The sequence below is a fragment of the Haloterrigena salifodinae genome, from assembly GCF_003977755.1.
GTDB lineage: Archaea > Halobacteriota > Halobacteria > Halobacteriales > Natrialbaceae > Haloterrigena > Haloterrigena salifodinae.
This window is the reverse complement of sequence record NZ_RQWN01000003.1, coordinates 208,176-222,480: the sequence shown is the minus strand read 5'-3', so window position 1 is coordinate 222,480 and position 14,305 is coordinate 208,176. Positions and strand designations below refer to the sequence as shown.

The following is a 14,305-nucleotide window of genomic DNA, read 5'->3' as shown; positions in this document are numbered from 1 at the left end:
GTGTTCCCGTCATCGACCGCCAGTGGTGTTGAACAGGAGGCGCAAACTGATCGAACGGAGCGAGCACTATCCGCTGTGGACACTCCCTTACGCTTCCGGGCCGGGTAACGTAACAGAGAACGTCGATCCCTCGCCCGGTGTTGATTCGACCCAGATGTCTCCCTCGTGGCGCTCGACGATGCGTTCACAGAGCGCGAGCCCGATTCCGGTTCCAGCGTGTTCGTCGTTCGTGTGGAGGCTCTCGAAGACCTCGAAGATGCGGTCGGCATCGTCGGGACCGATCCCGATCCCATCGTCGCGTACCGAGAGTATCCATTCCGCTCCATCGCGTTCGGCGGAGACGTGAATTCGCGGTGGTTCCTGGCCGCTGTATTCGATAGCGTTGGACAGTAAGTTCTGGAATACCTGTCGAAGCTGGTTGGCATCGCCCTCTACGGTGGGTAACCGTTCGCTGGTGATTTCGCCACCGCTGTCGTCGATCCGGAGCTGGAGGTCCTCGCAGACGTCTTCCAGCACGACGTCGAGATCGACCGCCTGAAAGGGTTTACCCTCGGCCTCGACTCGAGAGTACTCGAGCAGCCCCTGAATCATCTCCCGCATCCTGTCGGCACCGTCGACCGCGAACTCGAGAAACTCCTCGCCGTCTTCGTCGAACGCGTCGCCGTATCGGTTCTCGATGAGCCGTAGGTAGCTCGACACCATCCGCAGCGGCTCCTGTAAGTCGTGCGAGGCCGCATAGGCGAACTGCTCGAGGCGTTCGTTCGACTCCTCCAGTCGCCCGACTAACTCCCTGAGCTGTCGCTCGCGTTCTTTGCGATCCGTGACGTCTCGGACGACCCCGACCGCACGCACTGGGTCCCCTTCGTCGTCGGAGTGGAACGCTCCTTGAGCCGAGATTTCGCGCTCCTCACCGTCGGCTCTGATAATCCGACACTCGAACGCCCATTTACTCGCCTCGAAGGCCTCCTCGAAGGACCGTTCCACGTTCTCACGGTCGTCCGGGTGAACGTGATCGAGAAACGTCTCGAAGGTCCACTCCTCGATCGGTTCCTCGTAGCCGAAGATGAGATCGTGCTGACGTGATCGGATGGGCGAGTCCTTCGTCTGCAGGTCGAGTTCCCACATGCCCATTTCTCCGGCCTCGAGCGCGAGTTGCAGTCGTTCTTCGTTTTCTTGGAGGTCTTCCGCCAGCTCCCGGAGGCGTTGCTCGCGCTGGGAAAGTCTGTCTTTCACGTCGGTTTGCTCTCGGAGCATGCCCAGTTGGCGGTCGACCTCGCGGTCCGCCTTCTCGGGGCCGAAGAATTCCGTCGGTGGCGTGTAGTAGACGTTGCTACTGATCCGGTTATCGTGGATGAGGAGCGGATGAGTACTGATGACGTCGCGGATTATGTCCGCGGGAAACCGCTCGCGATTGTACTGACAGAGCGCGATGCCGTCCGCATCGTCGAAGAGATAGTTCGCCTTCGCCTCACATTTGACGAGTTCCTCGCCGTCGGGATCCTCTTCTAAGACGCTGCTCATCTCGCCGGTCATGCGGAGCGCCTCGTACTCTTCGGTGGCGTCTTCGATAGCAGCGTCGATGAACTCGATCGTCTCGTCCGCGTCGAACGTCTCGTTGCGGAGGTAGGTCTCCTCTTCGTCGTGAATGGAAAGCTGTCCCGAGTCGAGGGCCGTATCGACATCGATATCGTAGGCCCGCATCGCTTCGATGACCTCCGCTCTGGTATTCTCGTACGTGATGTACAGGCACCGCTCGTCCCGTTTGAGTCCTTTGCGGATGAACGGGATAGCGGCCGCGAACTGCTCCTCTTGGGACTCGTAAATAAGCGCAAAGTGATCGTTAGCGTGTTCGTGGGCATCGAGAGAAGGGGCTGAGCCACGCAACTCCGGGCTATACGTCAACGTCTCAGACCCGGTTTCGGGATACCCCACTTCCGACTGAGAATCGGACTCGATCCGTTCACTCATTGGAAATCGATAGTGGGCTGAAGCAGTTAAAATTGCGTATTTTCAGTCAGATAGACATCACTACGTCTCGTTCGGTGGGTCTCGACTGACTTCGCATTCGCGACAGACGCGTACTGAACGGTCGAGGTCGTTCTCGCGAGCGCATCAGAAACCGTCCGATTTCTGCGGGTGTTTTCGCGCCAGCGCGGGACCGCCGGTCCCCTCTCCCGCCCGAATGGAAATAGCTGGACGAGGTGCCCGGACTCGGTCTTGGCACCGTGTACGTTTTAGGCCCGCACGCGGCGTCGCTCGAGGTCGGCCTCGAGTCCCCGGGCGGCCTCGAGTCGCAGGTCCTTCGCGCGGCGTTTCGAGAGCCGCGAGTCGGGGAGGCGGCTCGCGAGCGGATCGTACGCCGACGGTTCGAAGCCGAGATTCTGCAGGTAGTTCCGGACGCCCGCGTTCTCGAGGCCGTCGTTGATCGCGGCGTCGGTGACCGTCTCGACGGTGTCGAACGACGGGAGGGTCACCGAACCCTCGTTGTTACCGTGGGTGTCGGTCGGATCGCCGTCACCGATCGTGGTCCCGCGGGCGTCGGCGCGGCTGACGAGCGAGCGGACCGTCTCGGCGAGGCGCAGTACCTGACTCGGCAGGGCCGTGTCGGGCGAGCGCCACTCGACGGTCGGCATCGCTTTCCGCAGTCGGACTGGCGTCCAGACCGCGTCGTAAGAGGCGAACTCGTCGTCGAACGCCGCCGAATCGACGCCGCGCTCGAGCGCGCGCTCGCGGAAGCAGTCGTAGGCGGTCTCGAGTTCTTCCTCCCACTCGGCAGCGCTGTCGACGTAGGGCCAGAGCTGGCCCTGGTCGGGACAGGGCTCGTAACACGAGCGCCGATAGAGGAACGGCCGGGCGCACTCGAGAATGTGCTCGCCGCGGTAGTGCGAGGAACTGTTCACGAGCGCGAAGGCGGGATCGAGCGCCGTCAGCATATTCAACTGGTCGGCGACATTCGATTGCTCGAAGTGCATGTGCGTGCCCGCACAGACTCGCGCGTCGTCGAACGCCGGGCCGACGATCCGTCGCTGGAGGTCGGTCCCCCGCTTGTCGCGGTAGGGGATCTCCGACGGGGCGGCGTGCAGCGGCGTCGCCAGCGGGACGAGTCGCTTGTCCCGTTCGCGGGCCGCGTCGACTATCTCCTCGATCAGGCCGAGGAACTCCTCGCGGAGCTCGGCCATCGACGAGCAGGGCGTCGTCTTGATCTCGAGCATCGGTTCGACGAACTCTGGATCGATCTGTTCGGAGTAGTCGAGCAGTGATCCGGGTGAAACCAGGTCGCCGTCGTTGTCGATGACCCAGTACTCCACCTCGAGGCTTGTGTTCATGGATGTCTCCGTTGGGCTGCGGTATCGAGTGGCCCTCGAGCAAGCCGTCACCGGGCCACGGTTGATGGAAGGCGCCGACGGCCGCGGGGGGACGGGATCACGGGCCGGCGCCAGGTGGTTCTGTTCCGTACTGTCAGGATTGGCCGGTTTTGCTTGAACCGGTTGAGCCTGCGCACGCCAGGGCGATATTAGTGAGCACAGGCCTTTTATCGCAAAAATACGGACGGTGTGGTGAGAGTGTTTGTCCGCTCGAGAGATACGTCGATCGCGGATCGGCGGGTGCGGGTCGACCTTCGGGGCGACCGTCCGCTCGCCGTTCGATCGCCGCGCCCGGTAACACGCGTGTTACGTAGTTGATCCGGCGTCTCTGCGGGGTTCATACGGCTGCGGTAACATTCTGTAACTACATGAGCGACGAGACGACTGCGGACGAACCCGAACGGAACGCATCTGTGATCGTCGTCGGCGGCGGTGTCGCCGGCCTGAGCGCCGCGCTCTTCACCGCGAAGAACGGCCTCGAGACGACGGTGTTCGACACGGACGAGACCTGGATGCACAAGGCGCACCTGTTCAACTACCTGGGGATCGGGTCGGTCGGCGGCAGCGAATTCATGGCGACGGCCCGCCAGCAGGTCGACGACTTCGGCGCGGACCGCCGGCAGGGCGAGAAAGTGACCGCGGTCGCCGAGTCTGGCGACGGCTTCGCGGTCGAGACCAGCGTTGCGTCGGAGACGCAACGAGCAGACGGCGATAGCGCGGAGCAAAGTCGAGGGAAATCGGAGAGTTCCCGACCTTCGGGAGACGACGTCTCCCGAGACTCCGCGGACCGTTCGAGCGGGCAACGCCCGCGAGAAGAAGCCGTCGACGAGGCGGACGCCTACGAGGCCGACTACGTCGTGCTCGCGACGGGCGCGAACCGCGACCTCGCCGAGGACCTCGGGTGTGCGTTCACGGAAGATGACGTCGTCGACGTCGGCGTCGAGATGGAGACCAGCGTACCGGGCGCCTACGCGACGGGCGCAATGGTCCGCCCCGAGGAGTGGCAGGCCGCCATCGCCGTCGGCGACGGCGCCGCCGCAGCACTCAACATCCTCTCGAGCGAACGGGGAGAACACTACCACGACTTCGACGTTCCCGCGGACGCCGAGCGCGTCTTCGGCGAACTGGTCGCGGAGTAACACTCATGTCACAGGATCACCCCAACCCAGTCACGCCCGAACTGCCCGACAGCCCCGTCCACACGACCGGAACCGACCACATCACCATCTGGGGGAGCAACGAGGCCGATACGATCGAGTTCTATCGCGATCTCCTCGGCATGCCCCTCGTGCTCCGCCAGCCGAACCTCGACGACCCCTCGCAGACCCACCTGTTCTTCGACACCGGAGACGGGCGCATCCTCACCTTCTTCGTCAGCGACGATCGGCCCTCCGCCCGCGGTCAGCGGGCCGGCGTCGGCGCCGTCCACCACCTCTGTTTCAGCGTCGACCCCGACGAGTACGAGGACACGATGCAGGCCTTAGAGGACGCGGGCCACGGCTACAACGTCTTCGATCGGGGCATCTTCCACTCGATCTACACCCGCGACAACAACGGCCTCGTGATCGAACTCTCGACGGACAAGTACGAGATCCCCGACGACCGCCGCGGTGAGGTCCTGGCGAAAGCGCAGGAACTCCGCGAGGAGGACGGCGCCGACTACGCGAAGGACGAGCACCTCCGCGGCGCGATCGAGGCCCTGGGCCTCGAGGTCGTCGAACACGACCTGCCCGACGCCGACGCCGGCGTCGGTGGTGTCGAATGAGCGCCGACGACGTCGACGGCCCTCATCAGGGCCAGCCCCTCGTGACGGGCGGCACCGCCCTCGAGGACGCCGAGGCCGCGCTGGTACTCACCCACGGCCGCGGCGCGACAGCGCGCGGGATGATCCAGATGGCCAACAAGGTCCATCGGGAGGGCGTCGCCTTCCTCGCGCCGCAGGCGGCCCGGAAGACGTGGTACCCAAACTCCTTCCTCGAGCCCGTCGAGCGCAACGAGCCCGGCCGAACGTCGGGACTGCGGGCGATCGGCGACGCGATTTCGGAGGCCAACGACGCCGGCATCCCGACCGAGCGCGTCATGCTGATGGGCTTCTCGCAGGGGGCCTGCCTCGCCAGCGAGTTCGTTGCGCGCGACCCGCGACGGTACGGTGGCCTCGCCGCCCTGAGCGGCGGCCTCATCGGCGAGGACGTCGATCCCGACGACTACCTCGATGCGGCGGGCGACTTCGAGGAGACGCCGGTCTTCCTCGGTTGCAGCGACGTCGACCCCCATATCCCCGAGGAGCGCGTCCACGAGACGGCCGACGTCCTCGAGTCCATGAACGCCGACGTCACCGAACGGCTCTACGAGGGGATGGGTCACGGCGTCAACGAGGACGAACTCGAGTTCGTCTCCGGAATGGTCGCGGACCTCGTCGACGACTGACCCTCAAACCCCCGTTCGCCGAACCGTTCTTCCGACGTTCCGCCGCGAATGACACTCACTGACACCGTGACTGGCGCTTATCCACCTCAACGGCGTAGGTCCGCGTATGGAACCGAACGGCGCGGACCGGCGCGGCACGGACAGGCGAGCGGTCCTGTCGACGGTAGCCGGCGCGGTCGCGGCCGTCTCCGTCGCCGGCTGTCTGGGCGGCGCGGACTCGGAGGACGACGAACCCGAACCCGGGCTCGATCAGGCGACGGCGGTCGAGGGCAACACCGACCCCGAGGCGTGGCGCGACGTCGAGTCGCTCCGGTTCGACGGCTACGTCGGGGGGTGGCTCGGCCTCGAGCCGAGCGCGATCGAGGGCGTCGAGAACCCGACGCTTGTCCTCGTCGAGGGCCGCGAGTACGAGGTCACGTGGGAGAACAAGGACGGCATCCACCACAACTTCGCGTTCTGGGACGAGAACCGCGACGTTGTCGAGGACTACTCGACCGACGGCACCGACGTCGAGGGAGAACGCGAGACGCTCGTCTTCGAGGCGACCGCCGAGATGGACACCTACCGTTGCGAGTACCAGCCGGCGGGACAGAAGGGACCCGTCGAACTCATCTGACCCCTCGAGGGGACGCTCACCGGACGAGGGTGACCGAGACCGGGGCGCGCCGGACGATCCGTTCGGCGACGCTGCCCAGCAGGATTCGCGAGACCCCTTGTCGACCGTGGCTGCCGACGAGGATGTGGTCGACGTCGTTCTCCTCGGCGTACTCGACGACCTCTCGAGCAGGATCGCCGGAGGCGACGTCCATCTGGAAGTCGACGCCGCTCGTATCGACGAGCTCCATCAGGTCCTCGCGCAGTCTCGCGGCGGCTTCCTCCTCGCGGTCGTCGAGCAAGTCCTGAATAGCCCTGATGCTCGCTTCCGTGTAGCCGTCCGCGAGCTCGACGACGCGCAACAGGATGATCTCCTCGTCGGCGTACTCGTCGAACGCGTATTCTACTGCCTTCTGTGCGGGCGCGGAGCCGTCGTATGCGACGAGGACTTTCATGGTTGCAAATAGCGCGTCCGCTGATATAAACCGTCCGCTGGGCCCGGGATCGAACGCGGCGTCTCGGCGCCCGCTCGAGCAACCGTCGGCCGTCGCCGTCGAACGGGCCGATCGATCGAAGGGAGCGCTCAGTACCTGAAGAGCGGAACGAACTCGAATAGCACGAACGCCCCGACCGTCGCGATGAGCGGGACGACGTTCTGCATCACGACGACCCGGGCCGTCGTCGAGGGATTGAACAGCGATGCCGCTTCCGGCGCGTCGGCGGTCTCCTGCGTGTTGGACGTCGGCGAATCGTGCTCCCCGTCGGCGGTCAGCGCACCGACGACGGTCGGCGCGTCTTCGCCGCGGGAGACGTCGGAGAGCGTCGGCGTCCGGGACGCCCGTCCCCAACCCAGTCCGACGATGCTCATCGTCGCCACGATGACGAAACTCGCGGGGATGCCGACCGCCGAGAGGCTCACGACGATCGCCGAACTGATAACGGCGACGACGATCGCCGCCGGCAGCGGCAGCGCCGTGATATCGTTGCCCAGCGTCTCGAGGGTCCGCCGGGCGATCGTGAACGCGCCGACGGCGACGGCGGCCGAGCCGAGCAGGAGCAGCGGGTCGAGTTCCAGTTCGCCGGTCGCGTACAACGGCGCGACGGCGTTGGCGATGTTGCTCGTTCCTGAGGCGTAGGCCATCAGACAGCCGACGGCGACGACGGCGATCGCACCCGATAGCTCGCGTCGTCCGTCGATCGATTCGACGACGGGCCGCGGCGTGATTCCCGACGAAACCACTCGTACGAGCGGTCGCTCTCGCCGACTTTCTTCGAGCGCGAGCCACGCCCGCAGCCGCGGATACCAGTACCGGCCGACGACGGCTGCGACCCAGAAGCCGACGACCGGCGCGACGAGCCACCACGTGACGATCTCGCTCAGCACCGAGCGATCGAGTTCGCCGGCCGCGAATCCCAGCGCAGCGACCGCGCCGACCGCGGTCATCGAGGTCGAGGTGGGAATGCCCACGTAATTGCCGAGGAAGAGCGATCCGCCGATCACTAGCAGGACGGCGGCGCTCGAGCGAAGCGTGAAGACCGACTGATCCCGAAGAAGATCGCCCGCGAGCGTATGGACGACTTCCGGACCGACGGTCAGGGCCCCGAGCGCGAAACAAACGGACATGAGCGCCGCCGCGACGCCCTTCCCGATCACGTCGGCGCCGACGGCGGGCCCGAACGCCGGCCCGGTCGTCGAACCGCCGATGTTGTAGCCGACGAAGAGCGCGACGAGAACGCCGACGCCGAGCAACAGCGCGGACATCAGTGTATTGTCCGTCGATACGTTATGCGAAATATTTGTGGATTATGGAAGTGACAGGGTCTCCCCGGCGCTGTCACACCGCTCTCTGTTCACAGGTTCGAAACGTCCGTCGCAGGCGCAAAACCGTCGATAAAATCTACCGAAGGCGCACACAGTGCTTTCGAACCCCCGCTTGCGCCGCCGGGTGCGAGAAGGCTACTTACTCACTGCGTTTGCTCGCGGTCCTACTGTTCGAAGCCGTCCTCGAATCGGAACGTGCCGTCCCGCTGAACGACCTCACCGTCCACTTCGATGACCGAATCCTCACTCATGTCGACGATCATGTCGACGTGGACCGCCGAATCGTTGGCCTCGTTGCCCTCGCCGACGGTGTCGTCGTAGGCCCGGCCGACGGCCATGTGGACCGTATCGCCCATCTTCTCGTCGAACAGCATGTTGTAGGTGAACTGATCGATGTCGCGGTTCATGCCGATGCCCAGTTCGCCGAGTCGGCGCGCGCCGTCGTCCGTATTGAGGACTTCCGTCAGGACGTCCTCGTTCTTCGCCGCCGAGTGATCGACGACCTCGCCGCCCTCGAACTCGAGGTAGACGTCCGTGATCTCTCGGCCCTGATGATAGAGGGGCATGTCGAACAGCACCTCACCCTCGACGCTGTCGGGCTGGGGCGCGGTGAAGACCTCGCCGCCGGGCAGATTGTGCTCGCCGTGGTCGTTGAGTGTTGGGTTGCCGGCGATCGACATCGTGACGTCGGTCGTGTCGCCGCTTTTGATCCGGATCTCCTCGGCGGGATCCATAATCTCGACCATGTTCTCCTGGTGTTCGCGCTGTTCCTCCCAGTCCTTGTTGACGGCGTCCCAGACGAAGTTCTCGTAGCCCTCCGTGCTCATCTCGGCCAGTTGGGCGTTGGCCGGCGCGGGATACTGCGTGAGACACCAGCGCTTCGAGAGGCGTTCTTCCAGGATCGGGCGGTGGGCCTGCTGGTAGGCCGCCTGTGTCTCGGGATCGACGTCGCTGGTCTGGGTGACGTTGTCGCTGGCGCGGATGGCGATGTAGACGTCCGTGTTCTGGATGAGCGCGAGTTCGTGCTCGGGCGTTTCGTACTCATTATCACCGGCCCGAAGGAAGGCCCGCTGCTGGCGCTCGCCAGTGCGCTGGTTGACCGTCATCGGGTTCGCACCCTGATCGCCGATGACCTCGTGGAGGGCGACGACCAGATCCTCGGCGACGGGGTGGGCGTCGACGACGACGTTGTCGCCTTCCTGCAGGTCGACCGAGTGGTTCGCGATGACCTCGGCGTGCTCGCGGATACGTGGGTCCATGTGACAGACGACTGCGACCGACGGGATACCGTTTTCGCATCGAAACCCGGTTCCGGCGGCCGACGCCGGGTCGAACGAGCCGTCGACTCAGTCCCTGTTCGACAGAAAGATCCCGAGGTAGATCGACGCGAGTGCACAACCCACGCCGGCACCGAACGCGAGCACGAACGGCGACTCGAGGCTGACCTCGCTACCCTCGTCGATCACCCAGCCGCTGAAGCCGAGAACGAGCAGCGCGAACGCCGCGGTGCGCAACGCGAGAACGAGTTTGCGGGCCGGTGACCGCGGAGGGCGGGCGGAGTCGGCGTCGCTCACGGTCTCGGACGCTCCTGACCGTCTCGAGGCCGCAACGGTTGTCGGCAGTCGCTATTCGATCGAAACAGCAGATCGGACTCGATCAAACAATGGCAGTCGCGGCGTACCGGACGGCGTTCAGCATCGCCTCCGACGACAGGCGTTCGATTACTGCATTCCATCCCGGAACTCGAGGATGGTCCGTCGGACGAGCAGGTACGAGAAGAAGATCAATGCGAGGAGAATCACCACGATGGCGATGATGACGGGGTCGTCGGGGATGAAGTCGAACATACCGGGGGTACCGTGCCAGCGCGCAAAATCGTTTCGACCTCAGTCACGTGTTAGCGACGCAACTCGATTCGAGCGTAATCGTTGCGTTTGGCGACCGAAATAAACTCAAACCGACGTTTCACCTTGCGCTGACTATATTCTTCGGTGGAACGTAGTCGAGCGTGCGTCTCGGTCGCGGCCCGCGACGGCGCGATCGAGACGGATCGCCCGCGGCCCCGCTATCACCCTCCCATCCCCGACCGCTTCGATCCGACGCGGGCGATCGACGGCCGCGCCGTTGATGCCGCACTCTCTCCAGTCGCGGTTCCGACGGGACGGTGGGACGCGACGGTCCCGCTGACGTGACGGTTTCTGTGGATCGCCTCCGGAGTCGGTTTCGTCCCGTACGACGCGTCGATAGCCGCCTCTCGATCGGTCCGCGACGGCTCTCGAGCAGCGGGACTAGTATACGGCGGCTTCGTATGCACGTTCAAACAGGAAGCGGAAACCTAACCGAGGCATGATCGCAATCGCCGGTGCGAAAGGTGGCTGTGGCAAGACGACGACGCTGGGCCTCGCCGAAGCGTTCGGTCGTGTCGGAACGCCCGCGCTCGCGGTCGACCCCTCCCTTGCCGCCGGTTACCGCGATGATCACAGCCCCCACGAGAGGACGTCGGTCGTCGGCGCCCACTCCTCGAGGTCGGCGAGGACGGTCTTCGACGAGGGTGTCTCCTCACTGTCCGCTCGGCAAACCTCGGCGATTTCGACCGGCGACTCGATCGGAGGCGTCAGACTGGCGAATCCGAGGCCGCGCGTCCGGCCCGGTTTGACCGTCCCCGTCCACTCGTCGTCGTCCCATTCGGGGGCCGCGACCGACCCCGCCCGCGACCGTTCCGGCTCGCTGAATCGCTACGGAAATCCGCGTAAAACTCTCTTTCGAGTTAAAATCGCTCGAGAAGCCTCGAAACGGTTATCCCCCTCGGTAGTGGACTCCCGGGTACATGATCCAGGTCGCGATCAATGGCTACGGCACGATCGGCAAACGCGTCGCGGACGCCGTCCGCGAACAGCCCGATATGGAGGTTCGCGGCGTCGCCAAAACGCGTCCCAACTTCGAGGCCGAGACGGCCGTCGACAAGGGATTCCCGCTCTACGCCGCCATCGAGGAACGGGCCGATCAGTTCGAGGAAGCCGGCCTCGAGATCGCCGGTCCCGTCGAAGACCTCGTCGACGCGGCCGACGTCGTCGTGGACGCCACGCCCTCCGGCATCGGCGCCGAGAACAAGTCGATGTACGAGGCGTACGACACGCCCGCGCTCTATCAGGGCGGCGAGGACGCCGACCTCGTCGACACCAGCTTCAACGCCCGTTCGAACTTCGAGGACGCAACCGGGGCCGACCACGTCCGCGTCGTCTCCTGTAACACGACTGGTCTCTCCCGCGTGATCGCGCCCCTTCGTGAGGCCTACGGCGTCGAGAAGGTCCGCGCGACGCTCGTCCGACGGGGCGGTGACCCCGGCCAGACCTCCCGCGGCCCGATCAACGACATCCTGCCGAACCCGGTCACGATCCCCTCCCACCACGGTCCCGACGTCGAGACCATCTTCGACGATCTGGACATCGACACGCTGGGCATGAAGGTGCCCGCAACGCTGATGCACATGCACAGCCTGAACGTTACCCTCGAGGAGGAAGTCGACGCGAGCGAGGTTCGCGACTTGTTCGCCGAGGAGTCCCGGCTCTTCCTGATCCCCGAGCGAATGGACATCGACGGCAGCGGCACGCTCAAGGAATACGCGCTGGACGCGGGCCGCCCGCGCGGTGACGTCTGGGAGAACTCCATCTGGGAGGAGTCGGTTTCGACGGTCGGCAACGACCTCTACCTCTTCCAGGGAATCCACCAGGAGAGCGACGTCGTCCCCGAGAACGTCGACGCGATCCGAGCGGTGCTGGGCGAAGCCGACGCGGAGGAAAGCATCCAGACGACAAACGAGACGATGGGTATCGGGCTGTAGCAGCGCCGTCGCTTCCCCGCGGCCCGTCCTCGCCGTTCGTCGGTTTCGTTCTCCCCAAACAACTAGTGACGACAGAAAGTTTTTGGCCCGCGGTCCACTATCGTTTCGCATGCGCCGAGACGACCGCGACGAACCCTTCGACGACCTGTTCCGCGAAATTGAACGAATGATGAACGAAATGATGAACGGCGCGGACGCGAACGTCGACTTCTCCTCCTCGAGCGACGTCGGTAACGGCTTCGGCATGGACACCCACGTCGACATCCACGAGACCGACGACGAGGTTCGGGTCGTCGCCGATCTCCCGGGCGTCGAGAAGGATAACATCGAACTCGAGTGCGACGGGAAGACCCTGACCATCTCCGCCGAGAGCGAGCACCGCCAGTACGACGAGCGCGTCTCCCTGCCGACCCGCGTCAACGAACACACCGCTTCGGCGACCTACAACAACGGCGTTCTCGAAGTCGTCTTCGATCCCGCGGAGCAGTCTTCGGGTATCAGCCTCGAGTAATCCGGGCCGTCGCGGTCGGTTTCCTCGTTTTCACTGCCGGTCGGCAGCCGTTCGAATTGCGTCCGCGAGCCGATCGTAGAAGTCCGGTTCGTACTTCGTTTCGTCGTCGATCGTCGGCCGCGCGTTCGTTTCGTTGACCACCAGTCGGTCGTCGGTCTCGAGTAAGTCGACGCCGAGGAACGGGATTTCGAGTTCCGCTGCAACCCGCTCGGCCAGCTCGCGGTACTCCTCGGGCAACTCGACGCCGGTCGCCTCCGCGCCGCGGTGGACGTTGTGTTTCCACTGACCCTCGACGACGGCCGCGTCGGGCAGTCGTCGCTCGACGGCGCCGACGTACTCGCCCTCGAGGACCATCACGCGGTAGTCGGTCGCGTCGGAGAGGTACTCCTGGACGAGAAACGACTGGTCGCCCGTCGCCTTGTAATCGTGGACTAGCGAGAGGTAGTCACAGATCCCGAGGAAGGAATCGAGGTCGTGAGCCTTCGCGACGCCGACGCCGCGGGTCGTCGAGTTCGGTTTGACGACCACCGGCGGATCGAACCGCTCGAAGACGGCGGTCAGCTCCGCTTCGCCGACGTCGTTCGAGACGTAGACAGACTCCGGAACCGGCAGGTCGGCCCGCTCGAGTCGCGCGATCACTTCGGCCTTGTTCCGCGAGGTCAGCACCGTCTCGTGGTCGTTGAGCCACGGGATCTCGAGCAGGGCGTCGGCGACGCCACCCTCCATGAGTCGGCCGGGGTAGACGAACCCCACGTCGAAGTCGTCGGGGTCCCACGGCGGATCACCGAGCGCGATCGTGCGCTCGCGCACAGGCACGTGATGAACCCGTATTCCCCGCTCGGACAGCGGCTCTTGCATCCGCCGGAACGTCTGTTTCGCGTTCGCTACCGCGAGATCGATCATAGTCGGCACTCGGGAGTAGAGGGACAAAAAGGTGCTCGAGACACGCGAACCGACCGAAGCAACTGGCCGGGAGTGCGTCTCGAGCAAACGCGAGAGACGTACGACTCGGGGGAGGGCAGGCTATTACCCGGAAAACAACCGCGAGCGAGGCCGGAGGCCGAGCGAGCGGGCCGACGACTAACGTGGAGAACGCTATGCGTTCGGAACGGAAGGAGGAGTGTTTTTCATCGAAGTTTTCCCGAGGGTGCGCCGTAGGCGCACCCGCAGCGGAAAAGTTCGTTATGCGATAAGCTGCTCTTCGCCCTTCTCGACGACGATACGGCACGGCGGCGAGATCTTGTTGTAGGCGCGGCGCATCGCCTCCTTGGCGAACTCGGCGTCGTCGACGTCACACCAGATCGTGAAGATGCGCTCGCCGGCGTCCATGCGAGCGGCGGTACCGACGATCTTCCCGAAGGCCTGGCGCATTCCGTCGGAAACACGGTCCGCACCCGCACCCGTCGCCTGCTTGTTCTCGCGGATGACGTGGTGGGGGAACTTCCGAAGGATCATCTTGTAGTTGTTCTCACCGGCGTTTTTCAGCATGTGGCGATTGGCCGAGAGACGCGAGGCCTCGAGGCTTCCGTGACGAAGCTGAACCTCTTCCTCGGTGATGAGGCTAATCTGGACCGGGTAGTCCTCGGGATCGGCGCTGATGTCGCCCATCTTGTGCTGTGCAATCTTGGAGCCCGGGATGCCGGTGATGTACTCGCGTCGCGTGTAGGCCGGCTTGCTAATCTCCCGGTACATTGAGGCAGGTTTGTCGGACATGGTTGTGATTACTTACGAAAACGGAGGCCTAC

General features: G+C 64.6%; 16 protein-coding genes and 1 pseudogene. 7 read left to right on the top strand and 10 right to left on the bottom strand.

Annotated elements, in window-relative coordinates; translation table 11 throughout:
• Positions 1–87 precede the first annotated feature (87 nt).
• Both EH209_RS15645 and EH209_RS15640 read right to left on the bottom strand, forming a co-directional pair.
• Positions 88–1,968: an MEDS domain-containing protein gene (locus EH209_RS15645; RefSeq protein WP_126663800.1), complete on the bottom strand. Its 1,881-nt coding sequence runs from the start codon at positions 1,966–1,968 to the stop codon at positions 88–90.
• 266 nt (positions 1,969–2,234) lie between these two features.
• Positions 2,235–3,326: a glutamate-cysteine ligase family protein gene (locus EH209_RS15640; protein WP_126663799.1), complete on the bottom strand. Its 1,092-nt coding sequence runs from the start codon at positions 3,324–3,326 to the stop codon at positions 2,235–2,237.
• 407 nt (positions 3,327–3,733) lie between these two features.
• Here EH209_RS15640 and EH209_RS15635 point away from each other — a divergent pair, with 407 nt between their 5' ends.
• The 4 genes from EH209_RS15635 to EH209_RS15620 all read left to right on the top strand — a co-directional run bounded on the left by EH209_RS15635 (position 3,734) and on the right by EH209_RS15620 (position 6,408).
• Entirely contained in the window at positions 3,734–4,504 is a 771-nt protein-coding gene (locus EH209_RS15635; protein WP_126663798.1) for an FAD-dependent oxidoreductase, read from the top strand.
• A gap of 5 nt (positions 4,505–4,509) precedes the next feature.
• Positions 4,510–5,130: a VOC family protein gene (locus EH209_RS15630; protein WP_126663797.1), complete on the top strand. Its 621-nt coding sequence runs from the start codon at positions 4,510–4,512 to the stop codon at positions 5,128–5,130.
• Positions 5,127–5,792: an alpha/beta hydrolase gene (locus EH209_RS15625; protein ID WP_126663796.1), complete on the top strand. Its 666-nt coding sequence runs from the start codon at positions 5,127–5,129 to the stop codon at positions 5,790–5,792. Before EH209_RS15630 ends, EH209_RS15625 begins: the two co-directional genes overlap by 4 nt.
• Before the next feature lie 106 nt (positions 5,793–5,898).
• Complete coding sequence (locus EH209_RS15620) at positions 5,899–6,408, top strand: hypothetical protein (protein ID WP_126663795.1); 510 nt, start codon at positions 5,899–5,901, stop codon at positions 6,406–6,408.
• Positions 6,409–6,424: 16 nt separating this feature from the next.
• On the opposite strand, the gene EH209_RS15615 is transcribed toward EH209_RS15620, so the two are convergent.
• The 5 genes from EH209_RS15615 to EH209_RS24980 all read right to left on the bottom strand — a co-directional run bounded on the left by EH209_RS15615 (position 6,425) and on the right by EH209_RS24980 (position 10,055).
• Positions 6,425–6,841, bottom strand: a complete 417-nt coding sequence (locus EH209_RS15615; protein WP_126663794.1) for a universal stress protein — start codon at positions 6,839–6,841, stop codon at positions 6,425–6,427.
• Positions 6,842–6,969: 128 nt separating this feature from the next.
• Positions 6,970–8,148, bottom strand: a complete 1,179-nt coding sequence (locus tag EH209_RS15610; protein WP_126663793.1) for an inorganic phosphate transporter — start codon at positions 8,146–8,148, stop codon at positions 6,970–6,972.
• Positions 8,149–8,372: 224 nt separating this feature from the next.
• On the bottom strand, positions 8,373–9,467 hold the full coding sequence (locus EH209_RS15605) for an aminopeptidase (RefSeq protein WP_126663792.1): 1,095 nt from the start codon (positions 9,465–9,467) through the stop codon (positions 8,373–8,375).
• An 87-nt stretch (positions 9,468–9,554) separates the two neighbouring features.
• Complete coding sequence (locus EH209_RS15600) at positions 9,555–9,782, bottom strand: hypothetical protein (protein ID WP_126663791.1); 228 nt, start codon at positions 9,780–9,782, stop codon at positions 9,555–9,557.
• Between the two features lie 147 nt (positions 9,783–9,929).
• Complete coding sequence (locus EH209_RS24980; RefSeq protein ID WP_267878314.1) at positions 9,930–10,055, bottom strand: DUF7859 family protein; 126 nt, start codon at positions 10,053–10,055, stop codon at positions 9,930–9,932.
• Positions 10,056–10,199: 144 nt separating this feature from the next.
• On the opposite strand from EH209_RS24980, the gene EH209_RS15595 reads away from it, so the two are divergent.
• Complete coding sequence (locus EH209_RS15595) at positions 10,200–10,400, top strand: hypothetical protein (protein WP_126663790.1); 201 nt, start codon at positions 10,200–10,202, stop codon at positions 10,398–10,400.
• A 285-nt stretch (positions 10,401–10,685) separates the two neighbouring features.
• Here EH209_RS15595 and EH209_RS25260 read toward each other — a convergent pair.
• Positions 10,686–10,904, bottom strand: a pseudogene (locus EH209_RS25260) (DUF7857 domain-containing protein); the annotation flags it as partial.
• 131 nt (positions 10,905–11,035) lie between these two features.
• Here EH209_RS25260 and EH209_RS15585 point away from each other — a divergent pair.
• Both EH209_RS15585 and EH209_RS15580 read left to right on the top strand, forming a co-directional pair.
• Positions 11,036–12,049: a type II glyceraldehyde-3-phosphate dehydrogenase gene (locus EH209_RS15585; RefSeq protein WP_126663789.1), complete on the top strand. Its 1,014-nt coding sequence runs from the start codon at positions 11,036–11,038 to the stop codon at positions 12,047–12,049.
• A gap of 109 nt (positions 12,050–12,158) precedes the next feature.
• Positions 12,159–12,560, top strand: coding sequence for an Hsp20/alpha crystallin family protein (locus tag EH209_RS15580; protein WP_012941512.1), 402 nt, complete (start codon positions 12,159–12,161; stop codon positions 12,558–12,560).
• A gap of 30 nt (positions 12,561–12,590) precedes the next feature.
• Here the strand turns inward: EH209_RS15580 and EH209_RS15575 are convergent, their stop codons facing one another.
• The gene (locus EH209_RS15575; RefSeq protein ID WP_126663788.1) at positions 12,591–13,463 is read right to left on the bottom strand and encodes an ATP-grasp domain-containing protein; all 873 of its coding nucleotides are present in this window, start codon (positions 13,461–13,463) and stop codon (positions 12,591–12,593) included.
• 279 nt (positions 13,464–13,742) lie between these two features.
• The gene (locus tag EH209_RS15570; protein ID WP_126663787.1) at positions 13,743–14,273 is read right to left on the bottom strand and encodes a 50S ribosomal protein L16; all 531 of its coding nucleotides are present in this window, start codon (positions 14,271–14,273) and stop codon (positions 13,743–13,745) included.
• Positions 14,274–14,305 lie beyond the last annotated feature (32 nt).

Coding starts and splice junctions, on each gene's coding strand:
- EH209_RS15635 (WP_126663798.1), top strand. CDS start 3,734: ATGAGCGACGAGACGACTGCGGACGAACCCGAACGGAACGCATCTGTG.
- EH209_RS15580 (WP_012941512.1), top strand. CDS start 12,159: ATGCGCCGAGACGACCGCGACGAACCCTTCGACGACCTGTTCCGCGAA.
- EH209_RS15615 (WP_126663794.1), bottom strand. CDS start 6,841: ATGAAAGTCCTCGTCGCATACGACGGCTCCGCGCCCGCACAGAAGGCA.
- EH209_RS15570 (WP_126663787.1), bottom strand. CDS start 14,273: ATGTCCGACAAACCTGCCTCAATGTACCGGGAGATTAGCAAGCCGGCC.
- EH209_RS15620 (WP_126663795.1), top strand. CDS start 5,899: ATGGAACCGAACGGCGCGGACCGGCGCGGCACGGACAGGCGAGCGGTC.
- EH209_RS15585 (WP_126663789.1), top strand. CDS start 11,036: ATGATCCAGGTCGCGATCAATGGCTACGGCACGATCGGCAAACGCGTC.
- EH209_RS15640 (WP_126663799.1), bottom strand. CDS start 3,326: ATGAACACAAGCCTCGAGGTGGAGTACTGGGTCATCGACAACGACGGC.
- EH209_RS15575 (WP_126663788.1), bottom strand. CDS start 13,463: ATGATCGATCTCGCGGTAGCGAACGCGAAACAGACGTTCCGGCGGATG.
- EH209_RS15605 (WP_126663792.1), bottom strand. CDS start 9,467: ATGGACCCACGTATCCGCGAGCACGCCGAGGTCATCGCGAACCACTCG.
- EH209_RS15610 (WP_126663793.1), bottom strand. CDS start 8,148: ATGTCCGCGCTGTTGCTCGGCGTCGGCGTTCTCGTCGCGCTCTTCGTC.
- EH209_RS15625 (WP_126663796.1), top strand. CDS start 5,127: ATGAGCGCCGACGACGTCGACGGCCCTCATCAGGGCCAGCCCCTCGTG.
- EH209_RS24980 (WP_267878314.1), bottom strand. CDS start 10,055: ATGTTCGACTTCATCCCCGACGACCCCGTCATCATCGCCATCGTGGTG.
- EH209_RS15645 (WP_126663800.1), bottom strand. CDS start 1,968: ATGAGTGAACGGATCGAGTCCGATTCTCAGTCGGAAGTGGGGTATCCC.
- EH209_RS15630 (WP_126663797.1), top strand. CDS start 4,510: ATGTCACAGGATCACCCCAACCCAGTCACGCCCGAACTGCCCGACAGC.